The 14,588-nt window shown below is 57.4% G+C and carries 14 protein-coding genes and 1 riboswitch; of the genes, 8 read left to right on the plus strand and 6 right to left on the minus strand.

Annotated elements, in window-relative coordinates:
- Window positions 1–20 precede the first annotated feature (20 nt).
- A riboswitch (TPP riboswitch) is annotated at window positions 21–113 on the minus strand.
- Window positions 114–148: 35 nt separating this feature from the next.
- Window positions 149–1,810 (minus strand): HTH-type transcriptional regulator SgrR, encoded by a 1,662-nt coding sequence (gene sgrR / locus D7S44_RS13680; protein WP_120455685.1) that lies wholly within the window; start codon window positions 1,808–1,810, stop codon window positions 149–151.
- 248 nt (window positions 1,811–2,058) lie between these two features.
- On the opposite strand from sgrR, the gene D7S44_RS13685 reads away from it, so the two are divergent.
- The gene (locus D7S44_RS13685; RefSeq protein WP_120455687.1) at window positions 2,059–3,237 is read left to right on the plus strand and encodes an MFS transporter; all 1,179 of its coding nucleotides are present in this window, start codon (window positions 2,059–2,061) and stop codon (window positions 3,235–3,237) included.
- 156 nt (window positions 3,238–3,393) lie between these two features.
- Here D7S44_RS13685 and leuD read toward each other — a convergent pair whose 3' ends face one another.
- From leuD to leuL, 5 genes are all read right to left on the minus strand, one after another.
- Complete coding sequence (gene leuD, locus D7S44_RS13690) at window positions 3,394–3,999, minus strand: 3-isopropylmalate dehydratase small subunit (protein ID WP_120455689.1); 606 nt, start codon at window positions 3,997–3,999, stop codon at window positions 3,394–3,396.
- Between the two features lie 2 nt (window positions 4,000–4,001).
- Window positions 4,002–5,405: a 3-isopropylmalate dehydratase large subunit gene (gene leuC, locus D7S44_RS13695; RefSeq protein ID WP_120455691.1), complete on the minus strand. Its 1,404-nt coding sequence runs from the start codon at window positions 5,403–5,405 to the stop codon at window positions 4,002–4,004.
- A 4-nt stretch (window positions 5,406–5,409) separates the two neighbouring features.
- On the minus strand, window positions 5,410–6,501 hold the full coding sequence (leuB, locus tag D7S44_RS13700; RefSeq protein WP_120455693.1) for a 3-isopropylmalate dehydrogenase: 1,092 nt from the start codon (window positions 6,499–6,501) through the stop codon (window positions 5,410–5,412).
- A 2-nt stretch (window positions 6,502–6,503) separates the two neighbouring features.
- Window positions 6,504–8,060 (minus strand): 2-isopropylmalate synthase, encoded by a 1,557-nt coding sequence (leuA, locus tag D7S44_RS13705; RefSeq protein WP_120455695.1) that lies wholly within the window; start codon window positions 8,058–8,060, stop codon window positions 6,504–6,506.
- A 90-nt stretch (window positions 8,061–8,150) separates the two neighbouring features.
- Complete coding sequence (leuL, locus tag D7S44_RS24115; RefSeq protein WP_120455697.1) at window positions 8,151–8,267, minus strand: leu operon leader peptide; 117 nt, start codon at window positions 8,265–8,267, stop codon at window positions 8,151–8,153.
- 23 nt (window positions 8,268–8,290) lie between these two features.
- Here leuL and D7S44_RS13715 point away from each other — a divergent pair, with 23 nt between their 5' ends.
- The 7 genes from D7S44_RS13715 (at window position 8,291) to ftsL (ending at window position 14,586) form a co-directional block, all read left to right on the plus strand.
- A complete protein-coding gene (locus tag D7S44_RS13715; RefSeq protein ID WP_147402106.1) occupies window positions 8,291–8,578 on the plus strand; it encodes a hypothetical protein in 288 nt (95 codons plus the stop codon).
- 383 nt (window positions 8,579–8,961) lie between these two features.
- Window positions 8,962–10,686: an acetolactate synthase 3 large subunit gene (gene ilvI, locus D7S44_RS13720; protein WP_120455701.1), complete on the plus strand. Its 1,725-nt coding sequence runs from the start codon at window positions 8,962–8,964 to the stop codon at window positions 10,684–10,686.
- A 2-nt stretch (window positions 10,687–10,688) separates the two neighbouring features.
- Window positions 10,689–11,180 carry an acetolactate synthase small subunit gene (ilvN, locus tag D7S44_RS13725; RefSeq protein ID WP_120455703.1) on the plus strand — a complete coding sequence of 164 codons (492 nt, stop codon included), beginning with the start codon at window positions 10,689–10,691 and terminating at the stop codon, window positions 11,178–11,180.
- A gap of 188 nt (window positions 11,181–11,368) precedes the next feature.
- On the plus strand, window positions 11,369–12,379 hold the full coding sequence (cra, locus tag D7S44_RS13730) for a catabolite repressor/activator (protein WP_120455705.1): 1,011 nt from the start codon (window positions 11,369–11,371) through the stop codon (window positions 12,377–12,379).
- Window positions 12,380–12,866: 487 nt separating this feature from the next.
- Entirely contained in the window at window positions 12,867–13,325 is a 459-nt protein-coding gene (gene mraZ, locus D7S44_RS13735) for a division/cell wall cluster transcriptional repressor MraZ (RefSeq protein ID WP_120455707.1), read from the plus strand.
- A 2-nt stretch (window positions 13,326–13,327) separates the two neighbouring features.
- Window positions 13,328–14,269: a 16S rRNA (cytosine(1402)-N(4))-methyltransferase RsmH gene (gene rsmH / locus D7S44_RS13740; protein ID WP_120455708.1), complete on the plus strand. Its 942-nt coding sequence runs from the start codon at window positions 13,328–13,330 to the stop codon at window positions 14,267–14,269.
- Window positions 14,266–14,586, plus strand: coding sequence for a cell division protein FtsL (gene ftsL, locus D7S44_RS13745; protein ID WP_120455710.1), 321 nt, complete (start codon window positions 14,266–14,268; stop codon window positions 14,584–14,586). The genes rsmH and ftsL overlap by 4 nt, the downstream gene beginning before the upstream one ends.
- Window positions 14,587–14,588: the final 2 nt, after the last annotated feature.

The raw sequence follows: 14,588 nt of genomic DNA on the forward strand, positions 1-14,588 counted from the left end.
ATGAGTCGCAAAGGATCTGAGCGTAGCAGCCTCTCAAATCCCTACGTCGGTATTAACCGAATCAGGTTCGACGGGTTTCTCTCAGCCTTTTGCAGGCACCCCGTTGAGAACGGCTCATTCTAGACATTTCGTCGACAGGGGGAAAGCGTCACAGCGTCGGCGGCGCGAACCAGGCGGATTTAAAGTCAAACCAGCCGAGCGTATTGAGCCGCACGCCGCGCATGCTGCGCTGGCCCTCCAGCAGTAGCCAGTGATGGAACAGCGGATGCACACCGTCTGTGTCCAGCAGCCGTTTGCTCCATTCGGCGAGCGGCAGCGCTTTACGTCGCCAGCGCGCGGCGTCCTCTTCCCAGTCGAGCGGCAGGCAGCGATGCAGCAGCGGGATCTCATAAAGCTGGGCAAACAGCGCATACTCCAGCGGCAGAGTGAAGTTCACGCTGCCGAGCCAGACATCGCTTTCCGCTTCGCCCTGATGCCAGGTCTCGTAGTCGACCGCGCGGGTAATCAACCGTACATTATGCTGTGCCAGCAGCGGACGCAGCGCGTTGGCAATGCCCTCATGTTCGACGTGCTGGCTGTACCAGGTCAGCGTCAGGCTCTCAAGTCCGGGCGGTTTCGTCGCTGGCGTCAGGTCGCGGCGGTGATGCCAGCGCGGCAGCAGCCCGTAAGCGGGATACCAGTAGCGCTGATAGCCCGTCTCGGCATGATTGAGAAGGGCGACAGGGTTAAACAGATGACAGAGCCAGCGCCGGATAGCCGCGTCGCGCCCCTGGGCCGAACGCTGGTCGAACAGTAAAAAATAGCAGCCCTCTTCAAGGCGGCTCTCTTCCAGTTTTTCATCCTCGGCGGCGCCTTGCAGCCGCACGCCAGAATAGACCAGCTCGTCGCTAATCTCCGGCAGCACCCAGATAGAGACGTCATCTATCAGCGCGCGAAAGCCGAAGTAGTCGTCAAACGCCTCGATCTTCAGCTGGCTGTGCTGGTTGCGCACCACGCGGTAGGGACCGGTGCCGACGGGATGGCGTGCGAAGTCGCGCATCTGCGGCCACTCGCGCGGCAGGATCATGGCGCTGACGCTGCCGAGCAGCCACGGCAGCCAGTCGTCCGGCACGCTGAGACTGATATCCAGCGTCCAGGGGGCGGGCGAATCGATCTGGCGGATATGGGAGAAGAGCGGCAGCGCACGCAGGCGCTCCAGGCTTGCCATCACATCCGCTATTTCCAGTTCGCGACCGTGATGAAAGCGGATCGCCGGGCGGACGTAAAAGCGCCAGTGCAGCGGCGAAAGCGCCTGCCAGTGATGCGCGATATCCGCCTCGACTTCCCCATTTTCCTCATTTATGCGCGTCAGACCGTTAAAAATCTGGCGGGCAAGATGCGTTTCAGAGCGGCGCAGCGGCGAACCGGGAAGCAGATTCAGCAGCGGTCGATAGTAAAGCACGCGCAAAATATGTTTGCCCTGCCGGAAACTGCGGCCAAGATGTGCGCGGATCATCTGGCCCACTTCCGCCTTGTCGCCAACCAGTTGCACCAGCTGATCGATGCGATCCTGCTCCAGCAGATCTTCAGCGCGCTGCTGCTGTAGCGCGAGGCCGGTGTAGCAAAAGGTGAGCTGTGAACGTTTGCCGCGCCCCGCCTCCGCCTGCCAGGTAAGCCAGCCCGCCTCCTGCATCGCATTGAGCAGGTTGCGCATATGGCGACGCGAACAGTGCAGCCGCTCGGCCAGTTCGTTTAGCGTCACCAGCTGGCTTTCGCCCTGACAGCTTTGCCACAGCCGGATGAACTGCTGCTTGAGGCGTGATGAGGACATAAAAGAGGAACTCCCTGTGAAAAGCGCTCAGTTTTTCCTGCCTCATATTAAGGGCAAACTTAGCACTATTGGAAGAGCGGGAGGCATTCACGACTGAATGGCGCTCGACCATGATGCCGCTGCGGCGGGATCTTTTCTGAGTAGGGTGCAATTACACCGCCAGCAGAGATTTTTCCTGCTGGCTTTTTTATGTTGCGTTAGAATTTATCTTCTTGTTTTTCCTGCTTCGACTTCAAAGGGATTTCGCTATGAAATCGCTGTTAACCCGGAAGCGCCGTATCAATCCGGTCTTTCTTGCCTTTATGGCAGCCTCTTTTATGATTGGCGTCGCCGGCGCGCTGCAGGCGCCGACGCTGAGCCTGTTTCTGACCCGTGAAGTACAGGCACGTCCTTTCTGGGTAGGGCTGTTTTTTACCGTTAACGCCATCGCAGGTATTGCCGTCAGCATGCTGGTGGCGAAGCGCTCCGACAGCCGCGGCGATCGCCGCACGCTCATCCTCTTTTGCTGTCTGATGGCCTTTTGTAACGCGCTGCTGTTCGCCTTTACCCGCCACTATCTGACGCTGATTACGCTTGGCGTGCTGCTCTCGGCACTGGCCAGCGTCTCGATGCCGCAGATTTTCGCGCTGGCGCGCGAGTATGCCGACCAGTCGGCGCGCGAAGCGGTGATGTTCAGCTCGGTTATGCGCGCGCAGCTTTCGCTTGCCTGGGTAATTGGCCCGCCGCTGTCGTTTGCGCTGGCGCTTAACTTTGGCTTCGTTACGCTCTTTCTGGTGGCGGCCGCGCTGTTTCTGCTCTGTATTCTGCTGATCAGGTTTACGTTGCCTTCGGTGCCGCGCGCCGCGCCGCTGATGCAGAGCGGCGGTATGCCGTTGAGCGGCTGGCGCGACCGCGATGTACGCCTGCTGTTTATCGCCTCGATGACCATGTGGACCTGCAATACCATGTATATCATCGATATGCCCCTTTATATCAGCGTGACGCTGGGGCTGCCGGAGAAGCTGGCGGGTCTGCTGATGGGGACGGCGGCTGGGCTGGAGATCCCGGTGATGCTGCTGGCCGGGCACTATGCGAAGCGCGTCGGCAAGCGCAATCTGATGCTGATCGCGCTGGCGGCGGGCATCCTGTTTTACGCCGGGCTGGCGATGTTCGCTTCGCAGACCGCGCTGATGGCGCTGCAGCTGTTTAACGCGGTTTTTATCGGCATTATCGCCGGTATCGGCATGCTGTGGTTTCAGGATTTAATGCCGGGCAGGCCGGGGGCGGCGACCACGATGTTCACCAACTCCATTTCTACCGGGATGATTCTGGCAGGTGTGATTCAGGGGACGTTAAGCGAGCGCTTCGGGCATATTGCGGTCTACTGGCTGGCGCTGGGACTGGCTGTCGCGGCCTTCGCTATGTCGGCGCGCGTGAAGAACGTATAAAAGGAAGGGCGACGCAGTGGTCGCCCTGGGCTTGAACCGTGGCCGGCGTGGGTGGCATGGGCCGATCGCAAAGTCGCTCAAGGCATCCATGCTCGCTCGGCCCATGGCACCCGCGCTTTAACTCTGGTGTCGTCTGGGCTTGAGGCTTTATCCGCCTTAATTCAGAAACGCAGGCTGGCGCTGTTCGTAGTCGCTGATAGCGGTTTCGTGCTGCAGCGTCAGACCGATGCTGTCGAGGCCGTTCAGCATGCAGTGACGGCGGAAGCTGTCGATCTCGAATGGATAAACTTTATCGCCCGCCGTTACCGTCTGCGCTTCAAGATCGACGGTAAAGCGAATGCCCGGCTGCGCCGCGACAAGCTTAAACATCTCGTCGACCTGCTCGTCGCTGAGGCGAACCGGCAGCAGCTGGTTGTTAAAGCTGTTGCCGTAGAAAATGTCAGCAAAGCTCGGCGCAATCACAACGTGAAAACCAAAGTCGGTCAGCGCCCAGGGGGCGTGCTCGCGCGATGAGCCGCAGCCGAAGTTTTCACGCGCCAGCAGAATGCTGGTGCCCTGAAACTCCGGCTTGTTCAGCACAAAGCTGGCGGTAGGCACGGTGCCCGCGTCGTCGTCAAAACGCCAGTCGTGAAACAGATGTGCGCCAAAGCCGGTGCGCGTTACCTTCTGCAGGAACTGTTTGGGAATAATGGCGTCGGTGTCGACGTTCGCCGCGTCCAGCGGGGCGACGATGCCGGTATGCTGAGTAAATTTATTCGCCATGATTAAGCTCCTGTCAGTTCACGGATATCGGCAAAATGGCCGGAAACAGCGGCGGCGGCGGCCATCGCCGGGCTGACCAGGTGGGTGCGTCCGCCGCGGCCCTGGCGGCCTTCGAAGTTACGGTTGCTGGTGGAGGCGCAGCGCTCGCCCGGATTCAGGCGGTCATTGTTCATCGCCAGACACATCGAGCAACCCGGCAGACGCCATTCAAAGCCAGCCTCGAGGAAAATCTTGTCCAGACCTTCCGCTTCTGCCTGCGCTTTTACCGGGCCGGAGCCTGGCACCACCATCGCGACCACGCCCGGCGCGACCTTACGCCCTTTGGCGATAGCCGCTGCGGCACGCAGATCTTCAATACGCGAGTTGGTGCAGGAGCCGATAAATACTTTATCGATCGCCACGTCAGTCAGGCGAATGCCCGGCTGCAGATTCATATAGGCCAGCGCTTTCTCAGCGGAGGCGCGCTCGACCGGATCGGCAAACGAGGCCGGATTCGGGATCGCCTGATCCACGGCGATCACCTGGCCTGGGTTGGTGCCCCAGGTCACCTGCGGCGCGATATCGGCGGCGTTCAGCGTGACGACGGCGTCATAGTGCGCGCCTTCATCCGACTTCAGGGTACGCCAGTACTCTACCGCCTGTTCCCACTTCTCGCCCTGCGGCGCGAACTGACGACCTTTCAGGTAGTTGAAGGTGGTATCGTCCGGCGCGACCAGACCCGCTTTGGCGCCCATCTCAATCGCCATATTGCACAGCGTCATACGACCTTCCATGCTCAGCGCTTCGATAGCCGGACCGCAGAATTCGACCACATGGCCGGTGCCGCCCGCGCTGCCGGTTTTACCGATAATCGCCAGCACGATATCTTTCGCGGTAATGCCTGGGGCGGCTTCGCCCAGCACTTCGATTTTCATGGTCTTCGCGCGACCCTGCTTCAGCGTCTGGGTAGCGAATACATGCTCTACTTCCGAGGTGCCGATACCAAAGGCGAGCGAACCGAATGCGCCGTGGGTGGCGGTGTGCGAATCGCCGCAGACGATGGTCATGCCCGGCAGCGTCATGCCTTGCTCAGGCCCGATAACGTGCACGATGCCCTGGAAGGGATGGTTCAGATCGTAGAGCTGCACGCCGAACTCGGCGCAGTTCTTGATCAGCTCTTGCATCTGGATGCGCGCCATCTCGCCAGAGGCGTTGATGTCTTTGGTCTGGGTCGAGACATTGTGATCCATGGTGGCGAACGTCTTCGACGGCTGACGCACCTTGCGGCCATGCGCGCGCAGACCGTCAAAAGCCTGCGGAGAGGTCACCTCATGAATCAGGTGACGATCGATATAGAGCAGCGGCGTCTCGTCAGGCGCTTCGTGAACGACATGTGCATCAAATAACTTCTGGTATAAAGTTTTCATTATTTTATTTTTCCTCGGCGATAAAGCGGGCAATGATGCTGCCCATCTCATCAGTCGTGACGGCGGGGCCGTCACCGGCCAAATCTCGGGTGCGGTAGCCTTCTTCCAGCGCGCGGCTGATGGCGCGCTCAATGCTGTCGGCGGCAGCGTCTGCATTCAGGCTGTAGCGCAGCAGCAGCGACAGCGACAGGATCTGCGCCACCGGGTTAGCGATATTCTGTCCGGCGATATCCGGCGCGGAGCCGCCTGCCGGCTCATACAGACCAAAGCCCTCTTCGTTCAGGCTGGCTGAGGGCAGCATGCCCATCGAGCCGGTAATCATGGCGCACTCGTCAGAAAGGATGTCGCCAAACAAGTTCGAGCAGAGCAGGACGTCGAACTGCGACGGATCTTTAATCAGCTGCATGGTGGCGTTGTCGATATACATATGGCTCAGCTGCACATCGGCATAATCCTGTGCCACTTCATTCACGATCTCGCGCCACATCACTGACGTTTGCAGCACGTTGGCTTTATCGATCGAGGTGACTTTATTGCGGCGCTTGCGCGCCGATTCAAAGGCGATGCGCGCAATGCGTTCAATCTCGAAGCGGTGGTAGACTTCGGTGTCAAAGGCGCGCTCATGCGGGCCGCTGCCTTCGCGTCCTTTCGGCTGGCCGAAGTAGATGCCGCCGGTCAGTTCGCGCACGCACAGGATATCGAAACCTTTTGCGGCGATATCGGCGCGCAGCGGGCAAAAAGCTTCCAGACCCTGATAAAGCGCGGCTGGGCGCAGGTTGCTGAACAGTTTGAAGTGCTTGCGCAGCGGCAGCAGCGCGCCGCGTTCCGGCTGTGAAGCGGGCGGCAGGTGCTCCCATTTCGGGCCGCCGACCGAGCCGAACAGAATCGCGTCGGCCTGCTCGCAGCCCGCAACGGTGGCGGGCGGCAGCGGTTCGCCGTGACGGTCGATGGCGATGCCACCGACGTCATATTCGCTGGTGGTAATACGCATATCAAAGCGGTGACGAATGGCGTCCAGCACTTTCAGAGCCTGCGCCATAACTTCCGGGCCGATGCCGTCGCCAGGCAATACTGCGATATGAGAAGAGGTAGACATAGTTACACCGTTTCCTTCTGAAATTTGCGCTGCAATTCTTTTTCGACTTCTTTGGCGCGCCAGATGTTATTCAGCGCGTTAACCATCGCTTTCGCAGATGATTCGACAATATCGGTCGCCAGACCGACGCCGTGGAATTTGCGGCCGTTGTAGTTGACCACGATATCCACCTGGCCCAGCGCATTCTCGCCGTGGCCTTTCGCCGTTAACTTGTAGTTCATCAGCTCGGCTTCAAAACCGGTAATGCGGTTGATCGCCTGGTAAACCGCGTCGACCGGGCCGTTGCCGGTGGCGGCATCCGCTTTGGTCTCTTCGCCGCAGCCCAGCTGCACTGACGCGGTTGCCGTGACGCTGGAGCCGGTCTGCACGTTGAACTCGTTCAGCTGGAAATATTCCGGCTCTTCATGCTGCTTGTTGATAAAGGCCAGCGCTTCCAGATCGTAATCAAATACCTGGCCTTTTTTATCAGCCAGCTTCAAGAAGGCGTCATACAGCGCGTCCAGGCTGTAGTCGCTCTCTTTGTAGCCCATCTCTTCCATACGGTGTTTCACCGCGGCGCGGCCGGAACGCGACGTCAAGTTCAGCTGGATTTTGTGCAGGCCGATCGATTCCGGCGTCAGGATTTCGTAGTTTTCACGGTTTTTCAGCACGCCGTCCTGGTGGATGCCGGAGGAGTGCGCAAAGGCGTTAGAGCCGACCACCGCCTTGTTCGCCGGGATCGGCATGTTGCAGATCTGACTGACCATCTGGCTGGTGCGGTAAATTTCCTGGTGATTGATGTTGGTATGGACGTTCAGGATCTGCTGACGGGTTTTAATCGCCATAATGACCTCTTCCAGCGCGCAGTTGCCGGCGCGCTCGCCCAGGCCGTTCAGTGTGCCTTCGACCTGACGCGCGCCCGCCTGGACCGCGGCCAGCGCATTGCCGGTCGCCATGCCTAAATCGTCATGGGTGTGCACCGACAGGATCGCTTTATCGATATTGGGCACCCGATTGATCAACTGGCTGATGATACTGGCGTATTCGCCCGGCAGGGTGTAACCCACGGTGTCTGGAATGTTGATAGTGGTTGCGCCCGCGTTGATTGCCGCTTCTACCACGCGACACAGGTCGTCAATCGGCGTACGGCCGCCATCTTCGCAGGAGAATTCAACGTCGTTAGTGTAGTTACGGGCGCGTTTCACCATCTGTACCGCGCGCTCAATCACTTCAGGCAGCGTGCTGCGCAGTTTGGTGGCGATATGCATCGGCGACGTCGCGATGAAGGTGTGGATACGATAAGCCTCCGCCACGCGCAGCGCTTCATAAGCTGCATCAATATCTTTTTCGACGCAGCGTGCCAGTCCGCAGACGCGGCTGTTTTTAATGGTGCGCGCGATGGTCTGTACGGATTCGAAGTCGCCCGGCGACGAGACCGGAAAGCCGACTTCCATCACGTCTACGCCCATGCGCTCCAGCGCCAGTGCGATCTGCAATTTTTCTTTCACACTCAGGCTGGCCTGTAATGCCTGCTCACCGTCGCGCAGAGTGGTATCGAAAATAATGACTTGCTGGCTCATCGTATTCATCCTTATTCGTTAGCTTCACCGTGCAACGAGCATAAAAAAACCCGCGCAAGGCGCGGGTTTTTAACTTTCAGCAGGTTCGAATCAGTGTTTGATTCTGCCCACGAGTCTACCGCGCAAACTGAATGCGTTAAGTAGTAGACCGAGTAGGCGGAATGAATGAAACATGGATTCGAACCTCGTAAATTTTGTGCTGCACATATTGGTACTGGAATCAGGTCGGGATGTCAACCATAAGCAAAAGGGTATTTTCAATGCGCGCTAAGGAAAATATCCTGCGATTTACCGCCAGCTTAGTGGAACTGGTAATCCCTGAAAAAACAGGGCGTAAATCGGCCTTTATGACAGGAGCTGTTTATTTTAACTCTTTGAAAGTTATCTTTTTTACTGATTGTTTATCGCCTGCTGCCCAGAATTATTTTACCGCTGTGGGGCAGCATATTGTCGCGCGTCGGCTTTATTTAAGAGTTAATAACGCCAGAAATGAATTTTACAGGAAAATTGTGGGCTAAAGGATACGGAATTATTTTTTTGTTATTTCTTATAACCCGCTGGAAATGAATTGGTCTCCAGCATTTTCTTCTGCCTAACTTCCGGTGAATTAGATAATTCCGCGCGCGGTCAACTTATCGCGCAGAGGCTTTAAAGCCCGCTTAACGATAAGTGCGGAGTCTGACGTTTGCCTGCCGGGTTTTCTACGGTTATGGTAATCGACCAACTCTTAAAACAATCAACCAAGCAGATTTCTCTGTATCTGGATGTCGGAAACGAATTCCGGCGTCTGCGCATAAACATAAGGTTTTGATCTTAACTGGCGAAACTGGGGCAGGATGCCAGTGGCGCGCTGGAACAGCGAGCGTCAGTGGATTCAGTTCCTCAAGCCTGGAGGCAGAAAATGGAGATGTTGTCAGGAGCCGAGATGGTCGTCCGTTCGTTGATCGATCAGGGCGTAAAACAGGTGTTCGGTTATCCGGGCGGCGCGGTGCTGGATATTTATGACGCGCTGCAAACCGTCGGCGGAATTGATCACGTACTGGTGCGCCATGAGCAGGGCGCGGTGCATATGGCGGATGGCCTGGCACGCGCCACGGGCGAAGTCGGCGTGGTGCTGGTGACGTCGGGTCCCGGCGCAACCAATGCGATCACCGGTATCGCCACCGCCTATATGGATTCGATCCCGCTGGTGATCCTGTCGGGTCAGGTGCCTTCCTCGCTGATTGGCTACGACGCCTTTCAGGAGTGCGACATGGTGGGGATTTCCCGTCCGGTGGTGAAGCACAGCTTTCTGGTGAAAAGCACCGAAGAGATCCCGACCGTGCTAAAAAAAGCCTTCTGGCTGGCGGCCAGCGGGCGTCCAGGCCCGGTCGTTATCGATCTGCCGAAGGACATTCTGAACCCGGCCAATAAACTGCCTTACGTTTATCCGGAATCGGTGAGCATGCGCTCCTACAACCCGACCATTCAGGGGCACAAAGGGCAGATCAAACGCGCTTTAAACACGCTGCTCGCCGCGCACAAACCGGTTATTTACGCTGGCGGCGGCGCGATTACCTCAGCGTGCGAAGCGGAGCTGCTGCAGCTTGCGGAAAAGCTGAATATTCCGGTCACTACGTCGCTGATGGGGCTGGGCGCGTTTCCCGGCACGCACCGTCAGGCAGTGGGTATGCTCGGCATGCATGGCACCTATGAAGCCAACATGACGATGCATAACGCCGATCTGATCTTTGCCGTCGGCGTGCGCTTTGACGATCGCACCACCAATAATCTGGCTAAATATTGCCCGAACGCGACGGTGCTACATATCGACATCGATCCTACCTCGATTTCGAAAACCGTGGCGGCGGATATCCCTATCGTTGGCGATGCGAAGCAGACGCTGCAGCAGATGCTGGAGCTGCTGGCGCAGAGCGAAACGAAGCAGGAGTTCGACAGCCTGCGCGACTGGTGGCAGAGCATTGAAGGCTGGCGCAGCCGTAAATGTCTGGCGTTCGATCGCAGCAGCGACGCGATTAAACCGCAGGCGGTGATCGAGACGATCTGGCGCCTGACCAACGGCGACGCTTACGTCACCTCGGATGTCGGCCAGCATCAGATGTTCGCGGCGCTTTACTATCCCTTTGATAAACCGCGTCGCTGGATCAACTCAGGCGGACTCGGCACCATGGGCTTCGGTCTGCCAGCCGCGCTGGGCGTCAAAATGGCGCTGCCAGAGGAAACGGTGATTTGCGTGACCGGCGACGGCAGCATTCAGATGAATATCCAGGAGCTCTCTACCGCGCTGCAGTACGATCTGCCGGTGCTGGTGCTGAGCCTGAATAACCGCGTCCTCGGCATGGTGAAACAGTGGCAGGATATGATCTATTCAGGCCGCCATTCGCAATCTTATATGGAGTCGCTGCCGGACTTTGTGCGTCTGGCTGAGGCCTACGGTCACGTCGGCATCGCCATTCAGCATCCTTCCGAACTGGAAGAGAAACTGCAGCTGGCGCTGGATACGCTGGCGAAGGGCCGCCTGGTATTTGTCGACGTCACCGTCGACGGCAGCGAGCATGTGTACCCGATGCAGATTCGCGGCGGGGCGATGGATGAGATGTGGCTGAGCAAAACGGAGAGAACATAATTATGCGTCGTATTTTATCGGTTCTGCTGGAGAATGAATCCGGCGCATTGTCGCGCGTGGTGGGCCTCTTTTCTCAGCGCGGCTACAACATCGAAAGCCTGACCGTCGCGCCGACTGACGACCCAACGCTGTCGCGTATGACCATTCAAACCGTCGGTGACGAGAAGGTGCTGGAGCAGATTGAAAAGCAGCTGCATAAGCTGGTGGACGTGCTGCGCGTCAGCGAGCTGGGGCAGGGCGCCTACGTCGAACGCGAGATCATGCTGGTGAAGCTGCAGGCCACCGGTTACGGCCGCGAAGAGGTAAAGCGCAGCGCCGAAATCTTCCGCGGTCAGATTGTCGACGTGACGCCAACGCTGTACACGGTTCAGCTTGCGGGCACCAGCGATAAGCTCGACGCCTTTCTCAATACCGTGCGCGAAGTCGCTGAGATTGTCGAAGTGGCGCGTTCCGGCATCGTCGGCGTGTCGCGCGGCGATCGCATTATGCGTTAATCACAACAGGTTACTGTCTCTAACCCGGCGTAATGCCGGGTTTTTTTATTTTATGCGCTAAACAGGGATCGCTAAGAAAAGCGGTTGCTCAGCGCGGAGTTCTGCTGTTAGATGTTACAAACGAGTTACCCTTAGCTTAGTTGCGGACATCTGTCGCAACGCGGCTCGCCGTGAAGTATGGAGTTATCGTGAAACTGGATGAAATCGCGCGTCTGGCGGGCGTGTCGCGCACCACGGCCAGTTATGTCATCAATGGCAAAGCGCGGCAGTATCGTGTCAGCGAAAAAACCGTCGAGAAAGTGATGGCGGTCGTGCGTGAGCATAACTATCACCCTAATGCAGTGGCGGCGGGCCTGCGCGCCGGCCGCACGCGTTCTATCGGCCTGGTGATCCCCGACCTGGAGAATACCAGCTACACCCGCATCGCCAATTATCTGGAGCGTCAGGCGCGTCAACGCGGCTATCAGCTGCTGATCGCCTGTTCAGAAGATCAGCCCGACAATGAAATGCGCTGTATCGAACATCTGCTGCAGCGTCAGGTTGATGCGATTATCGTTTCTACCTCTTTGCCGCCTGAGCATCCCTTTTATCAGCGCTGGATCAACGATCCGCTGCCGATTATCGCGCTGGACCGCGCGCTGGATCGCGAGCATTTCACCAGCGTCGTCGGCGCCGATCAGGACGACGCTTTTGCCCTGGCGGCTGAATTGCGTCAGCTGCCGGTAAAAAACGTCCTGTTCCTCGGCGCGCTGCCGGAGCTTTCCGTCAGCTTTTTACGCGAAATGGGGTTCCGCGATGCCTGGAAAGAGGATCCACGACCCATCGACTATATCTACTGCAACAGCTTCGAGCGTACGGCGGCGGCCGCGCTGTTTGAGAAGTATCTTGACGATCATGATATGCCAGAGGCGCTTTTCACCACCTCGTTCGGCCTGCTGCAGGGCGTTATGGACGTGACGTTAAAACGTGACGGGCGGCTGCCGACCGACCTCGCTATCGCGACCTTTGGCGACCACGAATTACTGGACTTTCTGGACTGTCCGGTGCTGGCCGTAGGGCAGCGTCATCGCGATGTTGCGGAGCGCGTGCTGGAGTTAGTTCTGGCTTCGCTTGATGAGCCGAGAAAACCGAAACCGGGATTAACGCGTATTCGGCGAAATTTATTTCGCCGTGGGCAGCTAAATCGCAAAATTAAATAGCCGACGGGCAGCAATACCGCTGCCCTTAAATTTTTATGTATTAATATTCGTCAATTTTTAGGGTAAAAAAGCGTAAATCTGCGACACCTCATCTAACAAATTAGCGGCGATGTGATTGTTAATTGTCCATTTCTTCGGGCTGACAACCCCTCCCGCCGTGCCTGGGGCGGGTGTGGCCGCTTTCAGAAATCCCCTAAAATGTAGCCCCTGTCTCAGAAACAGTGAAGAATATTAGCGCAGACCATCAGGTTTATTTTTAATCATTTTTTTAAGCACTATGGTTTTTATTCCACTATTCATCAGGTTAATTTTTAAAATTGACCTTTTGACCCCTTTGTCGCTTTTCAATCAGCGAAATTCCCCCCTGTAAATAGTTATATTCCCGCCGCGCTTCGGCTTGACAACGATTTCATCGCCTCCGTAAACTCGTGGCGTGGTAAAAAGTGGGGTAAAGTGGTGAAAACGGGAAGTTGAGGGGAAGACTGGCATGTTCCGTGGGGCAACGTTAGTCAATCTCGACAGCAAGGGGCGACTGGCCGTACCTGTGCGCTATCGCGACACGCTGATCGGGGAATCTCAAGGGCAGATGGTATGCACCATCGACCTTCATCAGCCCTGCCTGTTGCTTTATACCTTGCCCGAATGGGAAATCATCGAAAAAAAGCTGTCTCGCTTATCCAGCATGAACCCCGTTGAGCGACGCGTACAGCGTCTGCTGCTGGGCCATGCCAGTGAGTGTCAGATGGACAATGCAGGCCGTTTACTGCTGGCGAATACGCTTCGGCAGCACGCGGGCCTGACAAAAGAAGTGATGCTGGTCGGCCAGTTCAATAAGTTTGAACTGTGGGATGAACAGACCTGGTATCAACAAGTTAAGGATGACATTGACGCAGAACAGTCGGCTCAGGAACCGTTATCTGAGCGGTTGCAGGACTTGTCGCTATAGCTATGCAGGAAAATTTTAAACATACCACGGTGCTACTGGACGAGGCGGTTAACGGCCTCAACATCAGGGAAGACGGCATCTACATCGACGGCACCTTTGGTCGCGGCGGACATTCACGATTGATTCTGTCGCAGCTGGGCGCGCAGGGACGGCTTATCGCCATCGATCGCGACCCGCAAGCTATCGCTGCAGCTGCTGAAATCGCCGATCCGCGCTTTTCCATTGTGCATGGCCCGTTCTCCGAGCTGGCCGAGTATGTCGAAGCGCTGGAGTTAAGCGGCAAAATTGACGGCATCCTGCTTGATCTTGGCGTGTCGTCGCCGCAGCTGGATGACGCCGAACGCGGTTTCTCTTTTATGCGTGATGGGCCGCTGGACATGCGAATGGACCCGACGCGCGGGCATTCCGCCGCTGAGTGGCTGTTGCAGGCCGAAGAAGCGGATATCGCCTTTGTGCTGAAGACCTACGGCGAGGAGCGTTTTGCTAAACGTATCGCGCGCGCCATCGTGGAGCGTAACCGCGAGCAGCCGATGACGCGCACCAAAGAGCTGGCCGAAGTCATCGCGGCGGCGACGCCGGTGAAAGATAAGTTTAAACATCCAGCAACGCGCAGCTTTCAGGCGATACGTATCTGGATCAACAGCGAGCTGGAAGAGATCGAAAAGGCGCTGAAAGGCGCGTTAACGGTGCTGGCACCTGAGGGGCGTCTCTCCATTATCAGCTTCCACTCGCTGGAAGATCGCCTGGTAAAGCGTTTTATGCGCGATCAGAGTCGCGGTCCGCAGGTGCCAGCAGGGCTTCCGATGACCGAAGCGCAGCTTAAGGCACTGGGCGGACGTCAGCTGAAGCTGCTCGGCAAAATGACGCCGGGCGAAGCGGAAGTGGCGGACAATCCACGCGCGCGCAGTTCGGTTCTGCGTATCGCGGAGAGAACCGACGCATGATCGGCAACGAACGTCACAGTCTGCCTGGGGTTATCGGCGGCGATCTGCTGCGATTCGGCAAAATCCCGGTGATTTTGCTTATCGCCGTATTGGTGTCGGCCATCATGGTGGTGACAACGACGCACAAAACGCGTCTGCTGACCGCGCAGCGCGAGCAGCTGGTATTAGAGCGCGACGCGCTCGACATTGAATGGCGTAACCTGATCCTTGAGGAGAACGCGCTGGGCGATCACAGTCGGGTGGAGCGTATCGCTACCGAGAAGCTGCAGCTACAGCATGTCGATCCCTCTCAGGAAAACATTGTGGTACAGAAATAAGG

It is taken from the genome of Pantoea piersonii (assembly GCF_003612015.1).
Taxonomy (GTDB): Bacteria; Pseudomonadota; Gammaproteobacteria; order Enterobacterales; family Enterobacteriaceae; genus Pantoea; species Pantoea piersonii.